The following is a 17,579-nucleotide window of genomic DNA, read 5'->3' as shown; positions in this document are numbered from 1 at the left end:
TGTCGTCCCGCCCGCAAGAGCCAGGCCCTCCGCCCTTCGATGGCCCCGGCTACCGCGCCTGGGGCCGCGTGCCGGTGAGGGGGAAGCTGCCGAAGGGGCCGTTGGCGTTTTCGCCGCTGAGCTTGCCGTCGCGCACCGTGACGTCGTAGCTCACGGTGATCGGCATGGGCATCGAGGCCTTGCCCTGGAATTTCGCGCGGCCGTCCTTCACGCCCCCCGCGACTTCCACCGTGCCCTGGTCGGCGCTGACTTTGCCCGTCACCATATTGCCCGCCACCTTCAGGACCATGACCGCCTTCTGCGCGCCGACCGGGGTCTGGATCACGATGTTCCAGGTGCCCGCGAAGTCCTGCGGCTTTGCATGGCTGGCTTGCGCGGTCCTGGCCTTGTCCAGCAGCGCCTTTTGCTCGGCCGGAGCGGCCTGGGCCCTGGCGCGCAAGTAGAAGCGCATGGTTTCCAGTTCCTCGTCGGTGAAGGCGGGGAACGGCGGCATGCCGTTCATCTTGAGGGCACCTTCCTTCACCACCTGCCGGAACGTGGCCGCATCGGTGATGATCGGGGAATAGCGCAGGTCCGGCGCGGCACCGCCGCCCACGGCGTTCCAGCCGTGGCAGACCAGGCAGGCGCGCGTGCCGAACAGCATGGCGCCGGCCTGGGCGCGGGCAAGGTCCGGCTTGAAGTCCGGATCGGTGGGCGGGACGAGGTCCGGCATGACGAAGGGCGGGATCGTGTCCTGGCCGTCCAGCGCGAAAGTGAGGACCCGGCGCGGCAGGCGATAGTCGGTACGGAAGGCGGCGTTGCCGGGCGAATTGATCCCCGCGCCGTTGCCCCCGCTGCCGGTGATGACGGTGACGTACTGCCGCCCGTTCATGCGATAGGTGATCGGTGCGCCCACGATCGGGCTTTCGGTCTTGAACGACCAGAGCTGCTTGCCGGTTCTGGCGTCCCGCGCCACGAACCTGCCGTCGATCTGGCCCTGGAACACCAGGCCGCCGGCACTGGCCATGACGCCGCCCGGCCAGTTGCCCGGCAGCTCCACTTCCCAGGCGAGCGACTGCGTGACGGGGTTCCAGGCGCGCAGGAAGCTCTTGTGGCTGCCCGGCAGTTCCACTTCGGGGATCAGCGTCACGCCCATGCCTGCCGTGATCTCGCCGCCGCCCTTCTGGCCGTCGCCGATGAGCGCGCCCTGTTCGATGACCGGGAGATAGACCAGCCCGGTGAGCGGACTGTAGGCCTGCGGCATCCAGGAGTGCGCCCCGGTCGGTCCGGGCCAGAGTTCGAACAGGCCGGGCTTGCCGGCATAGCGGATTCCGGGATTTTCCACCGGGCGTCCGGTCTTGCCGTCGATATGGTCGGCCCAGGTGACCTTGGCGATCTTCTGCGCCGAGATGAACTGGCCGGTTGCGCGGTCGATCACGTAGAAGAACCCGTTCTTCGGCGCCTGCATCAGCACCTTGCGGTCCTTGCCGTCGATCTTCAGCGTGGCCAGCGTCATGTCGGTGGTGGCGGTGCAGTCCCACTGCTCTGCAGGGCAGACCTGGTAGTGCCACTTGTAAGCGCCGGTCTTCACGTCCACCGCCACGATCGAGGCGAGGAACAGGTTGTCCCCGCCGCCGGGGCTGCGCTTCGCCTGATTATAGGGAAAGCCGTTGCCGATGCCGAGGTAGACGAGGCCGAGTTCGGCATCGTAGCTGAAGGCGTTCCAGGCCGTGCCACCGCCGCCGCGGCGCGTGCCGTCGGGGTTTGTCCAGCCGCCGGGCCAGGTCTTGCGCATGACCGCTTCGGCTTTTTCGTTCCCGGGCGTCACCGGGTCTCCCGGTGTGGTGTAGAACCGCCAGGCGAGCTTGCCGGTTCGCGCATCGTAGGCGGAGACGAAGCCGCGCGCCGGGCTGATGTCCGCACCGCCGAAGCCGACGATCACCTTGCCGCCGAACACGCGCGGGGCGCCGTTGGAATTGCGCGGGGAATTGTCCGGGAAGTCGTAAGTCTTCCAGACTTCCTTGCCGGTTCTTGCATCAAGGGAGATCACGTAGCCGTCAGTGGTGACAAGGAAGACGTGGCCCGTCCCGTTTCCGCCGGCGTCATAGGCGATGCCCTTGTTGCCCCAGGACATCTGGAGCGCCGAAGTCGCGCGCTCGCGCGTGCCGCCGTCGTATTCCCAGAGCTGCTTGCCGGTCACGGCATCCAGCGCGCGGATGTGGGAGTGGCCGGACGTGAGGAAAACCTTGCCCTCCGCCATCAGCGGCGTGCTGGCGGTATAGCCGGGTTCGAGGTCGAAGTGCCAGGCGAGCTTGAGCCGGCCTACCGTGTCGGTGTCGATCGCATCGAGCGGGGAATAATGGGCTTCGCTGCCGGTGCGGCCCCAGCTCGGCCATTCGTCCGGGTCGGTGACCATGGCCTGTTCGATCGGCTGGGCCGGCTTGTCGCAACTGGTCAGGGCGAGCGGCAGCAGGGCCGCGATCAGGAGCCGCAGCGCGGCAGTGCTTGGGCGTGCAATCACGGCTCTTCCCCCGTTACCTGTTATTCTGGCCCGTCTTCTGTTCTTGTTGCACGGGCTATCAGCCGCGCGCGGGCTTGGGAAGAGTTGCTAGCCTTCGTGTATCATAACTTGCGCGCCCATCGCCCGAGCGAAGAGCGGCGGCAGACGCAGGAACCCCGGCCGTCCGGGGGCGGGAGGCCGGGGTTCCGTCGGGAAGCGAGCGCGCTTCCCTTATCCGTCATCGCGGGACGAAGGCGTCAGTTGGTGCCGGCGCCCATGGGGATCGGCGTGCCTTCCTTCAGATAGACGCGGTTGTCCTCGATGCGGTCCACGTTGTCGAAGGCGATGAAATGATGGGCGCCATCGGAACTGTCGGACCGGGTGAGCTTGAGCTGGTCGTCCTTGACCTCGTCAATGGTCCCGACATGCTTGCCGGTATAATCGGTGACTTCCATGTGTTCACGGATGCGAAGCTTCTCGAACATGAGGGGTTCTCCTGTGCGGGTGAGAGTATCTGTCTCTCTAACGGCCCGCTTCGGCGCTTCGTTCCGGCATTTGTTCCCGCAGGCAAAACGGCTCGTGCGAGGCTGCGGCAGGGCGGTTCAGGGTTTCCGCGCCCGGCGCGCTCAGGGCTCGGCCCCTAGCCCGAAGGTGGCATCGCCGCGCGGGGAGAGGAGGATCCTGTCGCCGTCGACGCCGTCGATCTCCGACACCGCGATGAAGGACGAGCCTTCGCCTTCCAATACCACTTCCTGCCCGTCGACATGATCCACCGTGCCGATCGCGCTGCCGTCCGCCGCGATTACCGTCATACCCTTTTTGATCACGCCCGATTCGGTGGGCCAGGAGGTCTGGACGGGATCGAAGTTCGATGGTGAAGGGGGCATGGCTTATTCCTCCGTGAAGGGCGGGACAGGCTTGTCGATAAGGGAGAAAGCGCTGCAAACCGGCCCGGTTCCACGATTCGCCACTTACCGCTGGCCCACAAGCCCTTGCGTCCCCATATTGGTCAAGGCGCAAGATGTGCCTTTTTGCTGTGCAAACTTTTGCCAACCCGCTCCAAAAACGATCAAATTTGGGTATCGTGGCGGGCATCGGCCCCGGAGCTTGCTCCGGGCCTCCAAGATCATGCGCCGGGAAAGGCGCGAAAGGCCGCGTATCGGCCTTTCGAATCGCCCGGCGCCCCATGCGAATCGAACCCCCGGAGTTGTCCGCCCATGTCCCTTCTCGAAGCCCGCAAGACCTACAAGCCCTTCGAATACCCCTGGGCTTACGACTTCTGGAAGACGCAGCAGCAGATCCACTGGCTGCCCGAGGAAGTGCCGCTGGGCGAGGATTGCCGCGACTGGGCGCAGAACATCTCGGAGCATGAGCGCAACCTGCTCACCCAGATCTTCCGCTTCTTCACCCAGGCCGACGTGGAAGTGCAGGACTGCTACCACGAGAAGTACGCGCGCGTCTTCAAGCCGACCGAGATCAAGATGATGCTCACCGCCTTCTCCAACATGGAGACGGTGCACATCGCGGCCTACTCGCACCTGCTCGACACCATCGGCATGCCCGAGAGCGAATACGGCATGTTCCTCGAATACGAGGAGCTGAAGGCCAAGCACGACTACCTGCAGAAGTTCGGCGTCGACAACGACGAGGACATCGCGCGCACGCTGGCCATGTTCGGCGGCTTCACCGAGGGCGTGCAGCTCTTCGCCAGCTTCGCGATGCTGATGAACTTCCCGCGCTTCAACAAGATGAAGGGCATGGGCCAGATCGTCTCGTGGTCCGTGCGCGACGAATCGCTGCACTGCGAAGGCATCACCCGCCTGTTCCACGCCTTCGTGCAGGAGCGTAACTGCCTGACCAAGGCCGTGAAGGACGACATCGCCGACCAGTGCCAGACCACGGTTCGCCTTGAAGACGCCTTCATCGACCTGGCCTTCGAGATGGGTCCGGTCCCCGGCATGACCGCCAAGGACATCAAGAAGTACATCCGCTACATCGCCGACTGGCGCCTCAGCCAGCTGGGCCTGAACCCGATCTACCTGATCGAGGATCACCCGCTGCCTTGGCTCCAGCCGCTGCTGAACGGCGTGGAGCACGCGAACTTCTTCGAAACCCGCTCGACGGAATATTCGAAGGGCGCGACGCGCGGCAACTGGAACGACGTGTGGTCGAACTTCGATTCGCGCCGCAAGGTGAAGGCCAACGACGAAGTGCTCGTGGCCGACGGTACCGAACCCGACATGTTCGGTGCGACCGAAGCGGCCGAATAAGCCGGTTCACAAAGAAACAGGAAAGGGCCCGGGAGCAGCGCTTCCGGGCCCTTTTCCATGCCGATCCGTTTCCTGGCGGTGTGCCGATCAGCACCAGCTGCGGCGATGCCCCTGCCACTGCTCCGCCAGACCTTCCTCCACCAGCGTCGCGCCCAGGCTGCGGCCTTTGCGGGTAACGATGCGCAGGGCGCGGCCGTAGCGGTCCTTGTCGCGGCCATCGCCGCCGGGCTGGAGCGTGAAGGGACCGGCGTTCAGCAGGGCGATCAGGCGGCGCGTCGCCTCCGCGCCGAGTTGCGCCTCGTCCCGGCACTCGGGCGTGCTCGTCTCGGGGGTGTTGATGTCGGCGATGCGGATCTTGGTGCCCTGGTACCAGAAGGTGTCGCCATCGACGACGCAGGTCTTGCGCACCGGACCCGAGCAATGGGCGAAGCGCGCGGTCTCGGTATCGGGCGCGGCGGGAAACAGGCCGCCGCCCAGCGTGGGCGCGCCGCTGCGCTGGTCGTGCCAGAGATAGAGCCCGGCCACCAGAACGAGCGGCAGCAGCAGCCAGATCGAAGCCGGGTGCCAGCGCCGGTGCGAGGGCCGGCGGTAAGGTCTTGGCATGGGGGAAGAAGCGTCCTCAGGTTCCGTATTCGCGCGCATCTGGGGCGTCGAATTCGCCCCGGCAAGTGCGAATCAGCCTGTCCAGCTCATGATGGTGGAAAGCGCGCAGAAGACGGAAGCCCAGCGTGCCGTTGCCGCTCCAGCGCACCCGCGCCTCGAACGGCTCCGCGCCATCCGGGGCGATGAGCAGCACTTCGCCGTTCTCGATGGGGTCGGGCAGCAGGTCGGCAGGCATGACGCAGCCGATCCGGCAGCCTTCCTGCGACACTTCCACAAGAAGCCCGGTGCCGATCCGGCGTGACCCACGCAGGATGCTCGCTTCGCGGCGAAGGGCATAGCGCTGATGCGCACGTATTCTGAGCATGTTCACAGGCAGTCGCCCCCCGGCATCCCTCTAAACGATATATGGCGTATCATTCTTATCATTCGGTTACCGACGCCGGCGGCGTTCAGATCCACAAAGTCGATGGATCGGGCATGGGCTCGTGCTTCTGTGCATTGAGCAGGCTCATCACGCTGCGCACGATCACCAGCACGGCCACGGCCATGAGCACCAGGGCGCCGATCACCACGACCAGGAGCAGCACGCCCAGGACCGAGCCGACGAGGCCGATCCAGAACGTGTTGATCTGGTACTGGTAATGCGATCGTTCCCAACCACCCCCGGCTTCTCCGCGCCAGACGTAGGCAAGGACGACGCCCACGATCGCCGTGACGCCGGTGATGCAGGACGCCAGGTAGAGCAGGCTGATGATCGTCGGGTGATTGAATTCGAAGCCGGGAGTCGTGCCGGGACCCCGTTCGGTATCCGGGCCGGAATTCGCCTTCATGCGGTCCAGGTCGTCCATGGCTTTCCTCCATGCTGTTCCCGGACCGGGATGCTGCCCGGTTTATGACAAGCGTGCAAGACTTGGATTTTCCCGCGTTCCCCGGCTGGGAGGACGCAGGCAGCTGGAAGGGGAAGGCAGGATCGGGCGCCGGGCCGCCATGGGCCCGGTCGCGCCCGGAATGCGGATCAGGCTGCGCGCTGGTCGGCGGGGCCGTTCTTCAGGACGAAATGGCGGTCGCAATAGCCGCAGTCGACATAGCCCTTCTCGTCGATCTCCAGCCACACGCGCGGGTGGCCGAGGGCGGCGGGCACATAGTTGCCGGCGGCGCGGATGTCGGTGGCCCCGTCGCAGGAAACGCGGTGGGAATCGGTGTAGACGGTTTCGGGCTGCGTGCTCATGGATCGGCCGATTACCAAGCCTTCACGGGAATTTCCAGCGAGTCTTTGCTTGGTGCGCTCATCACTTCCGAATGGCTTGCGGCACCGGCCCGGGTCAAACCCGGGCCGGTGCCGCTCAAAAACGGGCGGGCGCCCGTTTGTGCCCGGCCGCGCGGCCGGAAGATGCCTTGGATGTCAGGCCGGGACAGCCAGGGTGCCTGCTTCGGCAAGGGCGTCGGCAAGCGCCTTTTCACGAACGTCGGGGCCGATGGCGATGCCTTCGGCGAGCACGAAGATGGGATCGGTGATGCCGATGAAGCCCAGGACCGCGCGCAGATAGCTCTCGGCATGCTCGACTGCGGCGCCGGGCTGGCCTTCGCCGTAGTAACCGCCGCGCGAAAGGGCGATGTAGACCTTCTTGCCGCCGGCCAGGCCCTGCGGACCTTCGGCAGTGTACTGGAAGGTCTTGCCGGCCACGAGCACGCGGTCGAACCAGGCCTTGAGCTGGCTGGGAATGGTGAAGTTGTACATGCCCGCACCGATCACGACCACGTCGGCAGCCAGGAATTCGGCCAGTTCGGGCGTGCCTTCAGGATTGCCGAGCACGTCGAGAGTGAGGTGCGGCAGGGCCTCGGCGGCGAGATCGCGGTAGGAAACCTCCAGCGAGGGATCGGCCTTGGTCAGCGAGGCGGTGATCGCGGCCGAAACGGCGCGGCTGACGGAATTTTCGCCGAGGATGCTGGAATCGAGGTGGAGAAGCTTCATGACGTTTGGCCTTTCTGGAAGGGCAGTCTGGAAAATGGCGTTGGTCTGGAATAATGACTGGCTCTAGCTATGTTGCACTGCGAAGAACGCCAAGAGCGCATTTTTTCAGGACCAGGTACCATGAAGATGACTACCCTTGAGAAGCCGGTTCCCGCAGTGCCGGTCTCCGCCGCCGCGCCGGACATGGTGCATTCCGCCGGCGCCTGCCGGGTGATCGGGGATATCCTCAGCCGGGTGGGGGACAAGTGGTCGATGCTGGTGGTCATGACGCTGCTGGAAGGCGACCGTCATTTCAACGAATTGAAGCGCGCGATCGACGGCATCTCGCAGCAGATGCTCTCGCGCACATTGCGGGCGCTGGAGCGCGACGGGCTGGTGCTGCGCACCGTTCATCCCAGCGTACCCGTGCGCGTCGAATATGCGCTCAGCGATCTCGGCCGCTCGCTTTCGCTGCCGGTGAAGGAACTGGGAGCCTGGGCCTTCGCCAACCGACCGGCGATCGAGGCGAGCCGCAACTTCTTCGATAGCCGCAGCGCGGACAGCTGATCCGGGCGCCGAGGGGACAGGGCAAGGGGGCACCATGGAAGCGGTCGTGGTCCTGGGTACGGCGCTGGTTCTGCTGATCGCCATGCCGGCGCTGATCGGCCGGATGATGCGGCGCGCGCGGCGCAAGCGCCAGGACCGTGCGATCGGCATGGGGTTCGAGGGCGCTTTCGATGTTTTCGATCCCGCCCGGGCCCGCGCCTTGCAGACGATCCGGCAGCACCAGGAAATCGGCGAGGCGGACGAGGGCAACCAGGGCGAACTGATCGACCCGCCCCGGCACTGAGCGGCCGTTTTTCGGAACTTGAAGGGCCGGGCAGCGCATGCCGGGCCTTTACTGGGACGCCGTCCTGCCCCACATGCGGGCCATGACCAGCACGACGTCCGCCGCCATCTCGATCCGCGACCTCAAGAAGCGCTACGCCCCCGCCGGAAGCGGAGAGGGCAAGCTGGCGCTCAAGGGCGTATCCTTCGACGTTCCGGAAGGCGGGATTTTCGGGCTGCTCGGGCCGAACGGCGCGGGCAAGTCCACGCTGATCAACATCATGGCGGGGCTCGTGCGCAAGACCTCGGGCTCGATCGATATCTGGGGCTTCGATATCGACAGGAACCAGCGCAACGCCAAGCGCTCGATCGGCATCGTCCCGCAGGAAATCGTGTTCGACCCGTTCTTCACGCCGTTCGAAGTGCTGGAGAACCAGGCCGGGCTCTATGGCATCACCAAAGTGCTGCGCCGCTCGGAAGAGCTGCTGCGCGCGGTGCACTTGTCCGACAAGCGCGACGCCTATGCCCGCACGCTTTCGGGGGGCATGAAGCGCCGCCTGCTGATCGCCAAGGCGCTGGTCCATCAGCCGCCGGTGCTGGTTCTCGACGAGCCGACCGCCGGCGTGGACGTGGAACTGCGCCGCCAGCTCTGGGAACTGGTGAGCGAACTCAACCGCGAAGGCGCGACCATCGTGCTCACCACGCACTACCTCGAAGAGGCCGAGGAACTGTGCGACCGGATCGCCATCATCAATCACGGCGAACTGATCGCCAACAAGCCGACCCGCGAACTGGTGGGCATGGCACGCGAGAAGATCCTGGTGCTGACGCTGGACCGCGACGTTTCGGCGCTGCCCAGCCACCCCGGCTTCCTCAAGTGCGAGATGACCGGGGAGCGCGTTCTCCAGATCACTTACGACAAGGACCGCAGCAACGCGGGCGAGATTCTTTCGGCCGTACAGGCGCAGGGCTTCGCCATCATCGACGTGACCACGCGCGAGGCGGACCTGGAGGACGTTTTCGTCAGCCTCACCAGTTCGGTCGCGGCGTGATCGCGCCGCCGGTAGGGTGCTGCGGTCAGGGATCGGCCTGGTGAGCTACCTCTACCTGGCGATCGCCATCGTCGCCGAAGTGATCGCGACGTCGTTTCTCAAGCAGTCGAACGGGTTCACCCGGCTGGTGCCGACGCTGATAATGGCGGCGGGCTATATGGTGGCGTTCTATTGCCTGTCGCTGGCGCTGCGCGGCATGCCGACCGGCGTGGCCTATGCGATCTGGTCCGGCGCGGGGATCGTGCTGATCGCCGGGATCGCGTGGATATTCCAGGGGCAGAAGCTGGACTTGCCGGCGATCCTGGGCATGGCGCTGATTATTGCCGGGGTGATCGTGATGAACCTTTTCTCCCGGGCCGCAGCGCACTGACCTCAGGCGCGGCGTTCGGGGAATTCCTTCCAGACCCTGTGTGCATGGCGGCGGATCGTCCGGCTGCAGAGGCTGCAGATCGCCGCGTAATGCGTGCCGTCCCAATGCACGGAATCGCGGTCCGGCGCGTGCCGGTCGAAATGGCAGAACATGGTCTGGAGGGGGTGTCGGTAAAAGGCAGTCATCCCGGCATGCTCCCTGCAGAGGCTTCTTGAAGAATGCGGGTCCGAAAAACGCGGGCCCGGAGAAGCTGACCTTGAAGAAGTCGGTCGAGAAACGGTCCGGCTTTCTCTGCGCGGGCCGGTTTGGGGCGACGTTACCCTCTTAATGAATATCCGGCGAGTTTAGAGACTGTAACGCTGCACTGCAACATGATTGCGGGCGGGCTTGGCGGGCAAAGCTAAATATTGCGTGACGCGCCCAGTCCCGGCATGGAGCCGGAATGGTTACGAATATTGATCCCGTCCCCGCACAAGACCCTTCCCCGTCCGATTGGCCGCAACACGATGTGATCGTGATCGGCTCCGGCGCGGCCGGGCTGACCGCGGCGCTGGAACTGGCCGACAAGCTGAAGGTCCTGGTCCTGGCCAAGGGCGGGCTGACCGGCGGCTCCACGGCCTGGGCGCAAGGCGGGATCGCCGCGGTGCTCGATGCGGGCGATACGTTCGACGAACATATCGAGGATACCATGGTGGCCGGCGCGGGCCTCAACCGGCGCGAAACGGTGGAGTTCGTGATCGAGCGCGCACCCCATGCCATCGAGCGGCTGGTCGAACTGGGCGTGCCGTTCAACACCGAGGGCAGCGAGCTTCACCTCACGCGCGAGGGTGGCCATTCGCATCGCCGCATCGTCCATGTCGCCGATGCTACCGGCTGGGCGGTGCAGAGCGCCTTGCTCAAGGCCGCGGAAGACCATCCCAACATCACCCTGCTGCCCGGGCAGTCGTGCATCGACCTGATCACCGGCCGGCACGAACTGCGTTATTCGGGTTCGGGGCGGGTCTGGGGTGTCTACGCGCTCGACGAGAAATCCGGCCGGGTCGCGGCGCATACCGCCCGCGCGACGATCCTGGCGACAGGCGGCGCGGGACGCGTCTACCAGTTCTCCACGGCGCCGCGCGGGGCCACGGGTGACGGCATCGCCATGGCCTGGCGCGCGGGTGCGCGCGTCTCCAACATGGAGATGATGCAGTTCCACCCCACCTGCCTCTACAATCTGGAGGTCAAGAACTTCCTCATCACCGAGGCCGTGCGCGGGGAGGGCGGGCACCTGCTCCACCCGGTCACCGGCCATCGTTTCATGCCCGACTACGACGAGCGCGCCGAACTGGCCCCGCGCGATGTCGTGGCCCGCGCCATCGACGACCAGATCAAGCGCTCCGGACTGGACTACGTTCACCTCGATATCAGCCACCAGCCCAAGGAATTCATCCGCGAGCACTTCCCGAACATCTACGAGAAGCTGCTGGGCCTGGGCATCGACATGACGAAGGAGCCGATCCCGGTCGTGCCCGCCCAGCACTACACCTGCGGCGGCGTGCTGATCGACCTTGATGGCAAGACCGACCTGCCGGGTCTCTATGCGGCAGGCGAATGCACCGAGAGCGGGCTTCACGGCGCCAACCGGCTTGCGTCCAATTCGCTGCTCGAATGCTTCGTCTTCGGCGAATCCTGCGCGGCCCATATTCTGGACCACTGGGACGCGTTCGACAGTCCGCCCCCCGTCCGCGCCTGGGACGAAAGCCGGGTGATCGATTCCGACGAGGAAGTCGTCATCAAGCAGAACTGGACGGAAATCCGCCGGTTCATGTGGAACTATGTCGGCATCGTGCGCACCACCAAGCGGCTGGAACGCGCCATGCACCGCATCCAGATGCTCAACGGCGAGGTCGAGGAATACTACCGCCACTTCCGCGTCTCGACCGACCTGATCGAGCTGCGCAACCTGCTTCAGACGGCGGAACTCATCGTCCGCTCGGCGCTGCACCGGCACGAGAGCCGGGGACTTCACTTCACGCTGGACTATCCCCGGGCCGAGGCCGAGCCGCACGATACCGTGCTGGTGCCCTGAAGCGGCAATTCCGGCATGCCATGACCAAGGGTCAGGACGAGAAAGCGGCTCGGAAACGAGCCGGCCAACGCCGTTTTTTCGCGGAGCAAGGGACCGGCACCTCCTGCAGGAGGTCCTGGACGTTCAGCCCTCGACAGGTGCCGTGGTGACGCCAAGATCGGGCAGGCCTACCGAGCGCTTGCCGGAGAAGTCCGTGCGGACCACGATCAGCCCATCCTTCTCCAGATAGTCGAGCAGGCGCGCGACGCGGCGGGGGCTGCTGGTGCCGTAGATCCGGGCCAGGGTCATGTCATCCGGGCAGGGCAGCCCGTCCATCGCGGCGCGGGCGATCATGTAGAACGGCGCCAGCGCATCGTCGGGGACGTGCTTGGCCAGGTTCACGAGATCGAACCAGCGCTCGTCGTCGGGATCTTCGATACCGGCCATGGCGGCCGCGAAGCCGCGGCGGAACATCGTGGCGTCCACCCCGCGCACCGAGATGCCCTTCATGCGGCAGCGGATCGTGAAGTCCTGGAACAGCGTGGTCGAGGACTGGAACGTGCATTCCGGGTCCTGGGCCATGGTGTTGAGGATTTCGAGCATCGCCGCGCGGTTTTCCTCGGGCTCGGGTTCCGGGCGTTCGAGGCGCGGGGGCGCCGCGGCGGATGCCGGATGGCCATGGGCGATCGTTTCGCTCAACGCGTCGACGTCCACTGCCGGGCGCGGTGCGGGGCGCGCGAATTCGGGGCGGTCCGGCTCGACGTGCAGATTGTCGTGCAGCAGTTCGCGCAGCTCGTCGGTCGAGGCGGTGGGCAGCGGCATCAGGCCGGGCGTGACCGACTTCGCGCCGGTCAGCACGGAGCCGATGTTGACCGCCACCGGGCGGCGGCTGATCGCCGGGCCGAGGCCGAGGAACTGGCCGCGTGCGAGGTCGCGGATCGATTCCGCCTGGCGCCGTTCCATGCCCAGCAGGTCGGCCGCGCGCACCATGTCGATGTCGAGGAACGTGCGTCCCATCAGGAAGTTCGAGGCTTCGGCCGCCACGTTCTTGGCCAGCTTGGCTAGGCGCTGGGTGGCGATCACGCCGGCCAGCCCGCGCTTGCGTCCGCGGCACATGAGGTTGGTCATGGCCGCCAGGCTGACCCGGCGCGCTTCTTCGGACACTTCGCCGGCCGCGGCGGGCGCGAACATCTGCGCTTCGTCCACCACCACCAGCGCGGGATACCACTGCTCGCGCGGGGCATCGAACATGGCATTGAGGAACTGCGCGGCGCACTTCATCTGCTGGTCGATTTCCAGCTCGTCCAGCGCCAGGACGACAGAGGCGCGGTGCTCGCGGATGCGCGCGCCGAGGCGGACGATCTCGCTTTCGGCATAAGCGGCGCCGTCGATCACGACATGGCCGAATTCCTCCGCAAGGCTGACGAAGTCGCCTTCCGGGTCGATCACCACCTGCTGCACGACCGAGGCGCTCTCTTCGAGCAGGCGGCGCAGCAGATGCGACTTGCCGGACCCGGAATTGCCCTGCACCAGCAGGCGGGTCGCGAGTAGTTCCTTGATGTCGATCTCGATCGACTCGCCCTGCGGGGTCTGGCCGATCACGATATTGGCGCTCACGTCTGCTGCCTTGGGCAAGCGGGCGGCGAGAGGCAAGCCGAAGCGGGCGCGTTATCCATAGCTTGAACATGCGGCGGCCGATCCGCCTGCGAGAATCGCGGAGTTCTGCGCCCGGCGCGCGGCAGGGCGGTGGCCGAAGTCACGGCGCTGTCACAAGTACGGGGCATAGCGTCAGGGATCATGACTCCTCCGGTTTCTCCCGATATCGACGACATCGAACACCCACCCCTCCGCCTGGTCGTCCTGGCCGGTCATGGGCTGGGCCCGGCGGGCGTCGACCCTCTGGCGGAACGCTTCGGAGAGAAGCACCGCTGCCTGATCCCCTTGGCGGGTCGGCCGCTGATCGCCCATGTGCTGCAGACCGCCGCGCAGCATCCGCGCGTCGCCAGCCTGGCCGTCTGCGTCGAGCGTGAGGCGTTCGATCCGATCTGGGACGTGCTCACCCGCCTGCCGGGCCGGGGCACCATTGCGCTGGTCGAAGCGAAAGAGGACATCGCCGAAAGCGTGCGCGCCGCGGCGGAAGACTGGGACGGGCCGCTGCTCGTCACCACGGCCGATCATGCGCTGCTCAGCCCGGAATCGATCGATGCCATGGCCGACATGCTGGAGGGCTGCGACGTGACGTTTGCGCTTGCCCGGCGTGATGCGGTGGAGGCGGCGCATCCCAGCGCCTTGCGCAACTATATCGCGCTGCGCGACGGCGAGTTCGCGACATGCGATCTCTACGGCATGGCGGGGGCCCGCTTCGTGGATGCCGTGGACGTGTTTCGCGGCGCCCGCATCGGCGGACGGGAAAGCGCACGCATCCTGCGGGCGATCGGCCTGGTCGGGCTGGTGATGATCAAGTTGGGCATGGAATCGCTGTCGGGCGCCGTCGTGCGCGCGTCGCGCCGCATGGGCCTGCGGGTGCGCGCCGTCATCATGGCCGACGGCACCCAGGCCATCGATGTCGACAACGACCGGACTTACGCGATCGTGCGCGACCTGCTGGGCGACAGCACGCCTGTCTCTCCCGACGAACTCGGCAAAGGCGTGGCGCGCGCTGTCGCCTGAGGCATCCTGCTGCACTGCGGGCAGCGGCGCCGCGATCTGCTTATAGAGATGGAAATGGAAGCCTGGACGGGCAGTCCGCCATGTCGGCTGCGCGGCTGGCGAAGCGATGATTCTCAGGAGCCCAAACGACTTTCGGGCCCCCTTGCGGGGGCCCGAAGGCTTTGTCCAATCTTGATCTTCAAGAGTGATGGTGCGGTCAAGAAGACTCGAACTTCCACGGGCTTTCGCCCACAACGACCTCAACGTTGCGCGTCTACCAATTCCGCCATGACCGCTAAATCACCGGGGGGCTTCGAAGCCGCCCCTTGGCAGGAGCGCGCCACTAGCAAAGGGTTCCGAACCCGGCAAGTGGCTTCCGCCAATTATTTTCAAAAAGATCGAATTATTTTGCAGGTCACCGATTTTGTGGCGGATTCGCGTGACCATGCAGAAACGCGCCCAGGCCTTGCGGCCGGGCGCGCTGTAAAGCCGGAAGCGGAGTGCCGGCCGATGCTGCGGAAATTATTCGGGCTTCCAGCCGATTTCGGCGGCGGCAGCGGCCTTGGGAATGTCCGTCAGGGCCTCGTTGACGGTGATCGCTTCTCCGGGGGCCAGCTTCCGCTTGGAAGGGACCACTTCCTTTTCGTAGACGATGCGGTCCCGCTTGTCGCGCAGCACCACCAGCAGGGAGGGCACGTTGCGGGCCACGCTGCCGATATTGCTGATCGTTCCGCTGACCGAGAAGAACTCGGTGCCGTCGGGCAGGGGCTTGCGGTCCTGCCGCTTGCGCGGAAAGTCCAGCTGGAGATCGGGCTGGGCCTGCGAAAAGGTCTGGTGCGGGATCGGCAGCCAGTCCGGCAGACCGCCCCATGCCACTGCGCCCGTCAGCCCCAGGGCGACGACGGCAAAGAGCGCCGAGCCGAACGTGGCGATCCGCGTCCAGTTGCGGCGCGGGCGGAACGGCGGGGCGAAGTCGAAGCTGGAATGGCCCTCGTCCGCATAGTGGACGGCGGTGGTGTCGTCGTAGACCGCGCCGGACTTGCGGGTGCTCCGTTCGCTGTCGCCGGCAACGGCGGTGGGCGGCGATACCGGTTCGGTCTCGCGGGAAGCCTCGCCCTGGGGGTTTGCCGATGTGGGGGCGGGTGCCGGTTCCGGCGCGGCTTGGGCGGCGGTGCGGCCCGGAACGCGGATCGCTTCGCGCGGCGCGGCCGGCTGCACGGGCACGGCGGGAGCCGGTTGCGCGGCGACAGGCGCGGGTTCCGCGTGCCAGGTTTCCGCGGGCCGCTGTTCAACTGGCCGTGGTTCGGCGGGGCGGGGCTCTGCCGCGTAAGTCGGCGCGTCCTGAACCGGGGTGGGTTCGGCTGCAGCCTCGGGGCCTTCCTGGAACCAGCTGTGGCGGCACTTGGCGCAGCGTACCGTGCGGCCATCGATGCCGATCGCGCTGTCCGGCACGGCATATCGTGTAGAGCAAGCTGGGCAGGCAATGATCATGATAACAAGCTAAAGCACGAGTGACTCTCTTACGACAAGGCATCGACCTGTGGGCACAAGCCGGAACGCCCTTTTTTCCACATTCAATGCTCGCTATAGCGCATCGGGTCGCCCGTTCGGACCAGACGCAGCATAGATTATACGAGCATGATCGCCGACGGGGAAATCGTTCATTTCGACAATGTCGGCTTGCGCTACGGTACGGAGCGCGAGGTGCTGTCCGATTTGACCTTCACGCTTTTCGCGGGGCGGTTCTATTTTCTCACCGGGGCGAGCGGCGCGGGGAAGACCTCGCTGCTGCGGCTGCTCTATCTGGCGCAGCGGCCCTCGCGCGGGGCGATCCGCATGTTCGGTACCGACGCCATAACCCTGCCGCGCAGCCGTCTGCCGGGGCTGCGGCGGCGGATCGGCGTGGTGTTTCAGGATTTCCGCCTGATCCCGCATCTCTCGGCCTTCGATAATGTCGCCCTGCCGCTGCGTGTCGCCGGCCATCAGGAGCGCGACATCGGCGGCCCCGTGCGGGACATTCTCGAATGGGTCGGCCTGTCGGACAAGATGGACGCGCGCCCGGCGACGCTTTCGGGCGGTGAGCAGCAACGCGTGGCCATTGCCCGCGCGGTGATCGCGCGCCCGGCGATCCTGGTGGCGGACGAGCCGACCGGCAACGTCGATTCCGAGATGGCGCTCAAGTTGCTGCGCCTTTTCGAGATGCTCAACCGGCAGGGCACGACCGTCGTCGTCGCCACGCACGATCTCGACTTGCTGCGCAAAGTGCCGGACAGCCTGATCATGCGGCTGGACCGCGGGCGCCTGGCCGATCCCACCGGCGCCTTGCGCTATCCCCCACGGCGGCCGTCATGAGGGGGGACGACATCTCCGGGGCGGGTCGGTCCCGCCGAGGGGCTGAACCGGGCGCGGGTTCCCGTTGGAGTTGGGGCTGGCGGCGGCTGGGCGTGCGCGGCGCGGAGCTGATCCCGCAGACGCGCATGTCCGGGCCGATGCCCTGGGTGATCGCGATCATGGTGGCGATGACCGCCATCGCGCTCGCGGCCGGGCTTGCGCTCGGCAATGCGATTTCCTCGGCCCGGGCCGAGATCGAGGGCGGCGTCACCATCCAGGTGATCGAGCCGCGCGACGATATTCGCGCAAGGGAAGCCGCCGCGGCGGTGGAGGCGATCAAGCGCCTGCCGCATGTCGCGGGCCTGCGCCAGGTGCCCCAGGCCGAGCTGGACGCCCTGATCGAACCCTGGCTCGGCACCGGCATTGCCGCTGCCACCGGCGCGGCGATTCCCGTGCCTTCGCTGATCGACGTGCGCCTCAAGGGGCCGGCGACGCCGCAGCAGCTCGGCGCGATCGAACAGGCCATCGCGCGGGTCGCGCCTTCGGCCAAAGTCGATGCCCAATCCACCTGGCTGAAGCCGGTGTTCGACGCGATGGTGTCCTTGCAGGTGCTGTCGATCTCGCTGGTCGTGCTGCTCGCCGGCGCCCTGGCCGCGGCGGTGTTGCTGGCGGCGCGCTCGGCGCTGGGCGCCAATCGCGATGTGATCGAGATCGTCCACTTGCTGGGCGGAACGGATACCCAGGTCGCCCGCGTGTTCCAGCGCTCCATCGGCTATGACGCGGCGGGCGGCGGTACCGTGGGACTGGCCCTAGCGATGGTGGTGATCCTTTCGCTGGGCCGTCGTTTCGCGAGTCTCGGCGCCGGGCTGGTGGACAGCGGCGCCCTGGTCTGGAGCGACTGGCTGCTGCTGGCGCTGGTCCCGCTGCTCTCCACCCTGCTCGCCATGCTGACGGCACGCCTGACGGTGCTGCACGCATTGCGCAAGATGCTATAGT

General features: G+C 66.3%; 20 protein-coding genes and 1 tRNA gene. 9 read left to right on the top strand and 12 right to left on the bottom strand.

The window, feature by feature from the left end:
* Window positions 1-49: 49 nt before the first annotated feature.
* The 3 genes from AB4Z00_RS03815 to AB4Z00_RS03805 form a co-directional block, all read right to left on the bottom strand.
* Window positions 50-2,500: an outer membrane protein assembly factor BamB family protein gene (locus AB4Z00_RS03815; protein ID WP_442044988.1), complete on the bottom strand. Its 2,451-nt coding sequence runs from the start codon at window positions 2,498-2,500 to the stop codon at window positions 50-52.
* Window positions 2,501-2,736: 236 nt separating this feature from the next.
* Window positions 2,737-2,964, bottom strand: a complete 228-nt coding sequence (locus tag AB4Z00_RS03810; protein ID WP_132264803.1) for a DUF2171 domain-containing protein — start codon at window positions 2,962-2,964, stop codon at window positions 2,737-2,739.
* A gap of 141 nt (window positions 2,965-3,105) precedes the next feature.
* Complete coding sequence (locus AB4Z00_RS03805; protein ID WP_442044987.1) at window positions 3,106-3,366, bottom strand: DUF2171 domain-containing protein; 261 nt, start codon at window positions 3,364-3,366, stop codon at window positions 3,106-3,108.
* 330 nt (window positions 3,367-3,696) lie between these two features.
* On the opposite strand from AB4Z00_RS03805, the gene AB4Z00_RS03800 reads away from it, so the two are divergent.
* Complete coding sequence (locus tag AB4Z00_RS03800) at window positions 3,697-4,749, top strand: ribonucleotide-diphosphate reductase subunit beta (protein WP_132264807.1); 1,053 nt, start codon at window positions 3,697-3,699, stop codon at window positions 4,747-4,749.
* An 87-nt stretch (window positions 4,750-4,836) separates the two neighbouring features.
* Here AB4Z00_RS03800 and AB4Z00_RS03795 read toward each other — a convergent pair whose 3' ends face one another.
* The 5 genes from AB4Z00_RS03795 to AB4Z00_RS03775 form a co-directional block, all read right to left on the bottom strand.
* A complete protein-coding gene (locus tag AB4Z00_RS03795; RefSeq protein WP_243654155.1) occupies window positions 4,837-5,352 on the bottom strand; it encodes a thermonuclease family protein in 516 nt (171 codons plus the stop codon).
* 16 nt (window positions 5,353-5,368) lie between these two features.
* Entirely contained in the window at window positions 5,369-5,716 is a 348-nt protein-coding gene (locus AB4Z00_RS03790; RefSeq protein ID WP_132264811.1) for a hypothetical protein, read from the bottom strand.
* An 85-nt stretch (window positions 5,717-5,801) separates the two neighbouring features.
* Entirely contained in the window at window positions 5,802-6,200 is a 399-nt protein-coding gene (locus tag AB4Z00_RS03785) for a DUF4870 family protein (protein ID WP_442044986.1), read from the bottom strand.
* A gap of 167 nt (window positions 6,201-6,367) precedes the next feature.
* A complete protein-coding gene (locus tag AB4Z00_RS03780) occupies window positions 6,368-6,580 on the bottom strand; it encodes a zinc-finger domain-containing protein (protein WP_132264813.1) in 213 nt (70 codons plus the stop codon).
* 174 nt (window positions 6,581-6,754) lie between these two features.
* Entirely contained in the window at window positions 6,755-7,324 is a 570-nt protein-coding gene (locus AB4Z00_RS03775) for an FMN-dependent NADH-azoreductase (RefSeq protein WP_134094643.1), read from the bottom strand.
* A gap of 120 nt (window positions 7,325-7,444) precedes the next feature.
* On the opposite strand from AB4Z00_RS03775, the gene AB4Z00_RS03770 reads away from it, so the two are divergent.
* The 4 genes from AB4Z00_RS03770 (at window position 7,445) to AB4Z00_RS03755 (ending at window position 9,553) form a co-directional block, all read left to right on the top strand.
* A complete protein-coding gene (locus tag AB4Z00_RS03770) occupies window positions 7,445-7,870 on the top strand; it encodes a winged helix-turn-helix transcriptional regulator (protein ID WP_442044985.1) in 426 nt (141 codons plus the stop codon).
* A 34-nt stretch (window positions 7,871-7,904) separates the two neighbouring features.
* The gene (locus tag AB4Z00_RS03765; protein WP_134094641.1) at window positions 7,905-8,153 is read left to right on the top strand and encodes a hypothetical protein; all 249 of its coding nucleotides are present in this window, start codon (window positions 7,905-7,907) and stop codon (window positions 8,151-8,153) included.
* 82 nt (window positions 8,154-8,235) lie between these two features.
* Window positions 8,236-9,183 carry an ABC transporter ATP-binding protein gene (locus AB4Z00_RS03760; protein WP_134094882.1) on the top strand — a complete coding sequence of 316 codons (948 nt, stop codon included), beginning with the start codon at window positions 8,236-8,238 and terminating at the stop codon, window positions 9,181-9,183.
* 37 nt (window positions 9,184-9,220) lie between these two features.
* Window positions 9,221-9,553 (top strand): DMT family transporter, encoded by a 333-nt coding sequence (locus AB4Z00_RS03755; protein ID WP_166675283.1) that lies wholly within the window; start codon window positions 9,221-9,223, stop codon window positions 9,551-9,553.
* 2 nt (window positions 9,554-9,555) lie between these two features.
* On the opposite strand, the gene AB4Z00_RS03750 is transcribed toward AB4Z00_RS03755, so the two are convergent.
* Window positions 9,556-9,738, bottom strand: coding sequence for a hypothetical protein (locus tag AB4Z00_RS03750; RefSeq protein ID WP_442044984.1), 183 nt, complete (start codon window positions 9,736-9,738; stop codon window positions 9,556-9,558).
* Between the two features lie 257 nt (window positions 9,739-9,995).
* Here AB4Z00_RS03750 and nadB point away from each other — a divergent pair, with 257 nt between their 5' ends.
* Entirely contained in the window at window positions 9,996-11,624 is a 1,629-nt protein-coding gene (gene nadB / locus AB4Z00_RS03745) for an L-aspartate oxidase (protein ID WP_442044983.1), read from the top strand.
* A 123-nt stretch (window positions 11,625-11,747) separates the two neighbouring features.
* Here nadB and AB4Z00_RS03740 read toward each other — a convergent pair whose 3' ends face one another.
* Window positions 11,748-13,220 carry a helicase HerA domain-containing protein gene (locus AB4Z00_RS03740; RefSeq protein WP_442044982.1) on the bottom strand — a complete coding sequence of 491 codons (1,473 nt, stop codon included), beginning with the start codon at window positions 13,218-13,220 and terminating at the stop codon, window positions 11,748-11,750.
* Window positions 13,221-13,400: 180 nt separating this feature from the next.
* Between AB4Z00_RS03740 and AB4Z00_RS03735 the strand changes: the two genes are divergently transcribed.
* Window positions 13,401-14,273: an NTP transferase domain-containing protein gene (locus tag AB4Z00_RS03735; RefSeq protein WP_134094637.1), complete on the top strand. Its 873-nt coding sequence runs from the start codon at window positions 13,401-13,403 to the stop codon at window positions 14,271-14,273.
* 188 nt (window positions 14,274-14,461) lie between these two features.
* Here AB4Z00_RS03735 and AB4Z00_RS03730 read toward each other — a convergent pair.
* Window positions 14,462-14,548, bottom strand: a tRNA-Leu gene (locus AB4Z00_RS03730).
* Window positions 14,549-14,774: 226 nt separating this feature from the next.
* The gene (locus AB4Z00_RS03725) at window positions 14,775-15,704 is read right to left on the bottom strand and encodes an MJ0042-type zinc finger domain-containing protein (protein WP_442044981.1); all 930 of its coding nucleotides are present in this window, start codon (window positions 15,702-15,704) and stop codon (window positions 14,775-14,777) included.
* A gap of 186 nt (window positions 15,705-15,890) precedes the next feature.
* Between AB4Z00_RS03725 and ftsE the strand changes: the two genes are divergently transcribed.
* Window positions 15,891-16,604 (top strand): cell division ATP-binding protein FtsE, encoded by a 714-nt coding sequence (gene ftsE / locus AB4Z00_RS03720; RefSeq protein WP_132264831.1) that lies wholly within the window; start codon window positions 15,891-15,893, stop codon window positions 16,602-16,604.
* Between the two features lie 125 nt (window positions 16,605-16,729).
* Window positions 16,730-17,578, top strand: a complete 849-nt coding sequence (locus AB4Z00_RS03715; RefSeq protein WP_243654178.1) for a cell division protein FtsX — start codon at window positions 16,730-16,732, stop codon at window positions 17,576-17,578.
* The last annotated feature ends 1 nt before the right edge of the window (window position 17,579 follow it).

This window comes from Novosphingobium sp. YAF33 (assembly GCF_052113265.1).
In the GTDB taxonomy this organism is placed as follows: Bacteria; Pseudomonadota; Alphaproteobacteria; order Sphingomonadales; family Sphingomonadaceae; genus Novosphingobium.
Note: the sequence above shows the minus strand (reverse complement) of the source record. Positions and strands in the feature narration are given on the sequence as shown.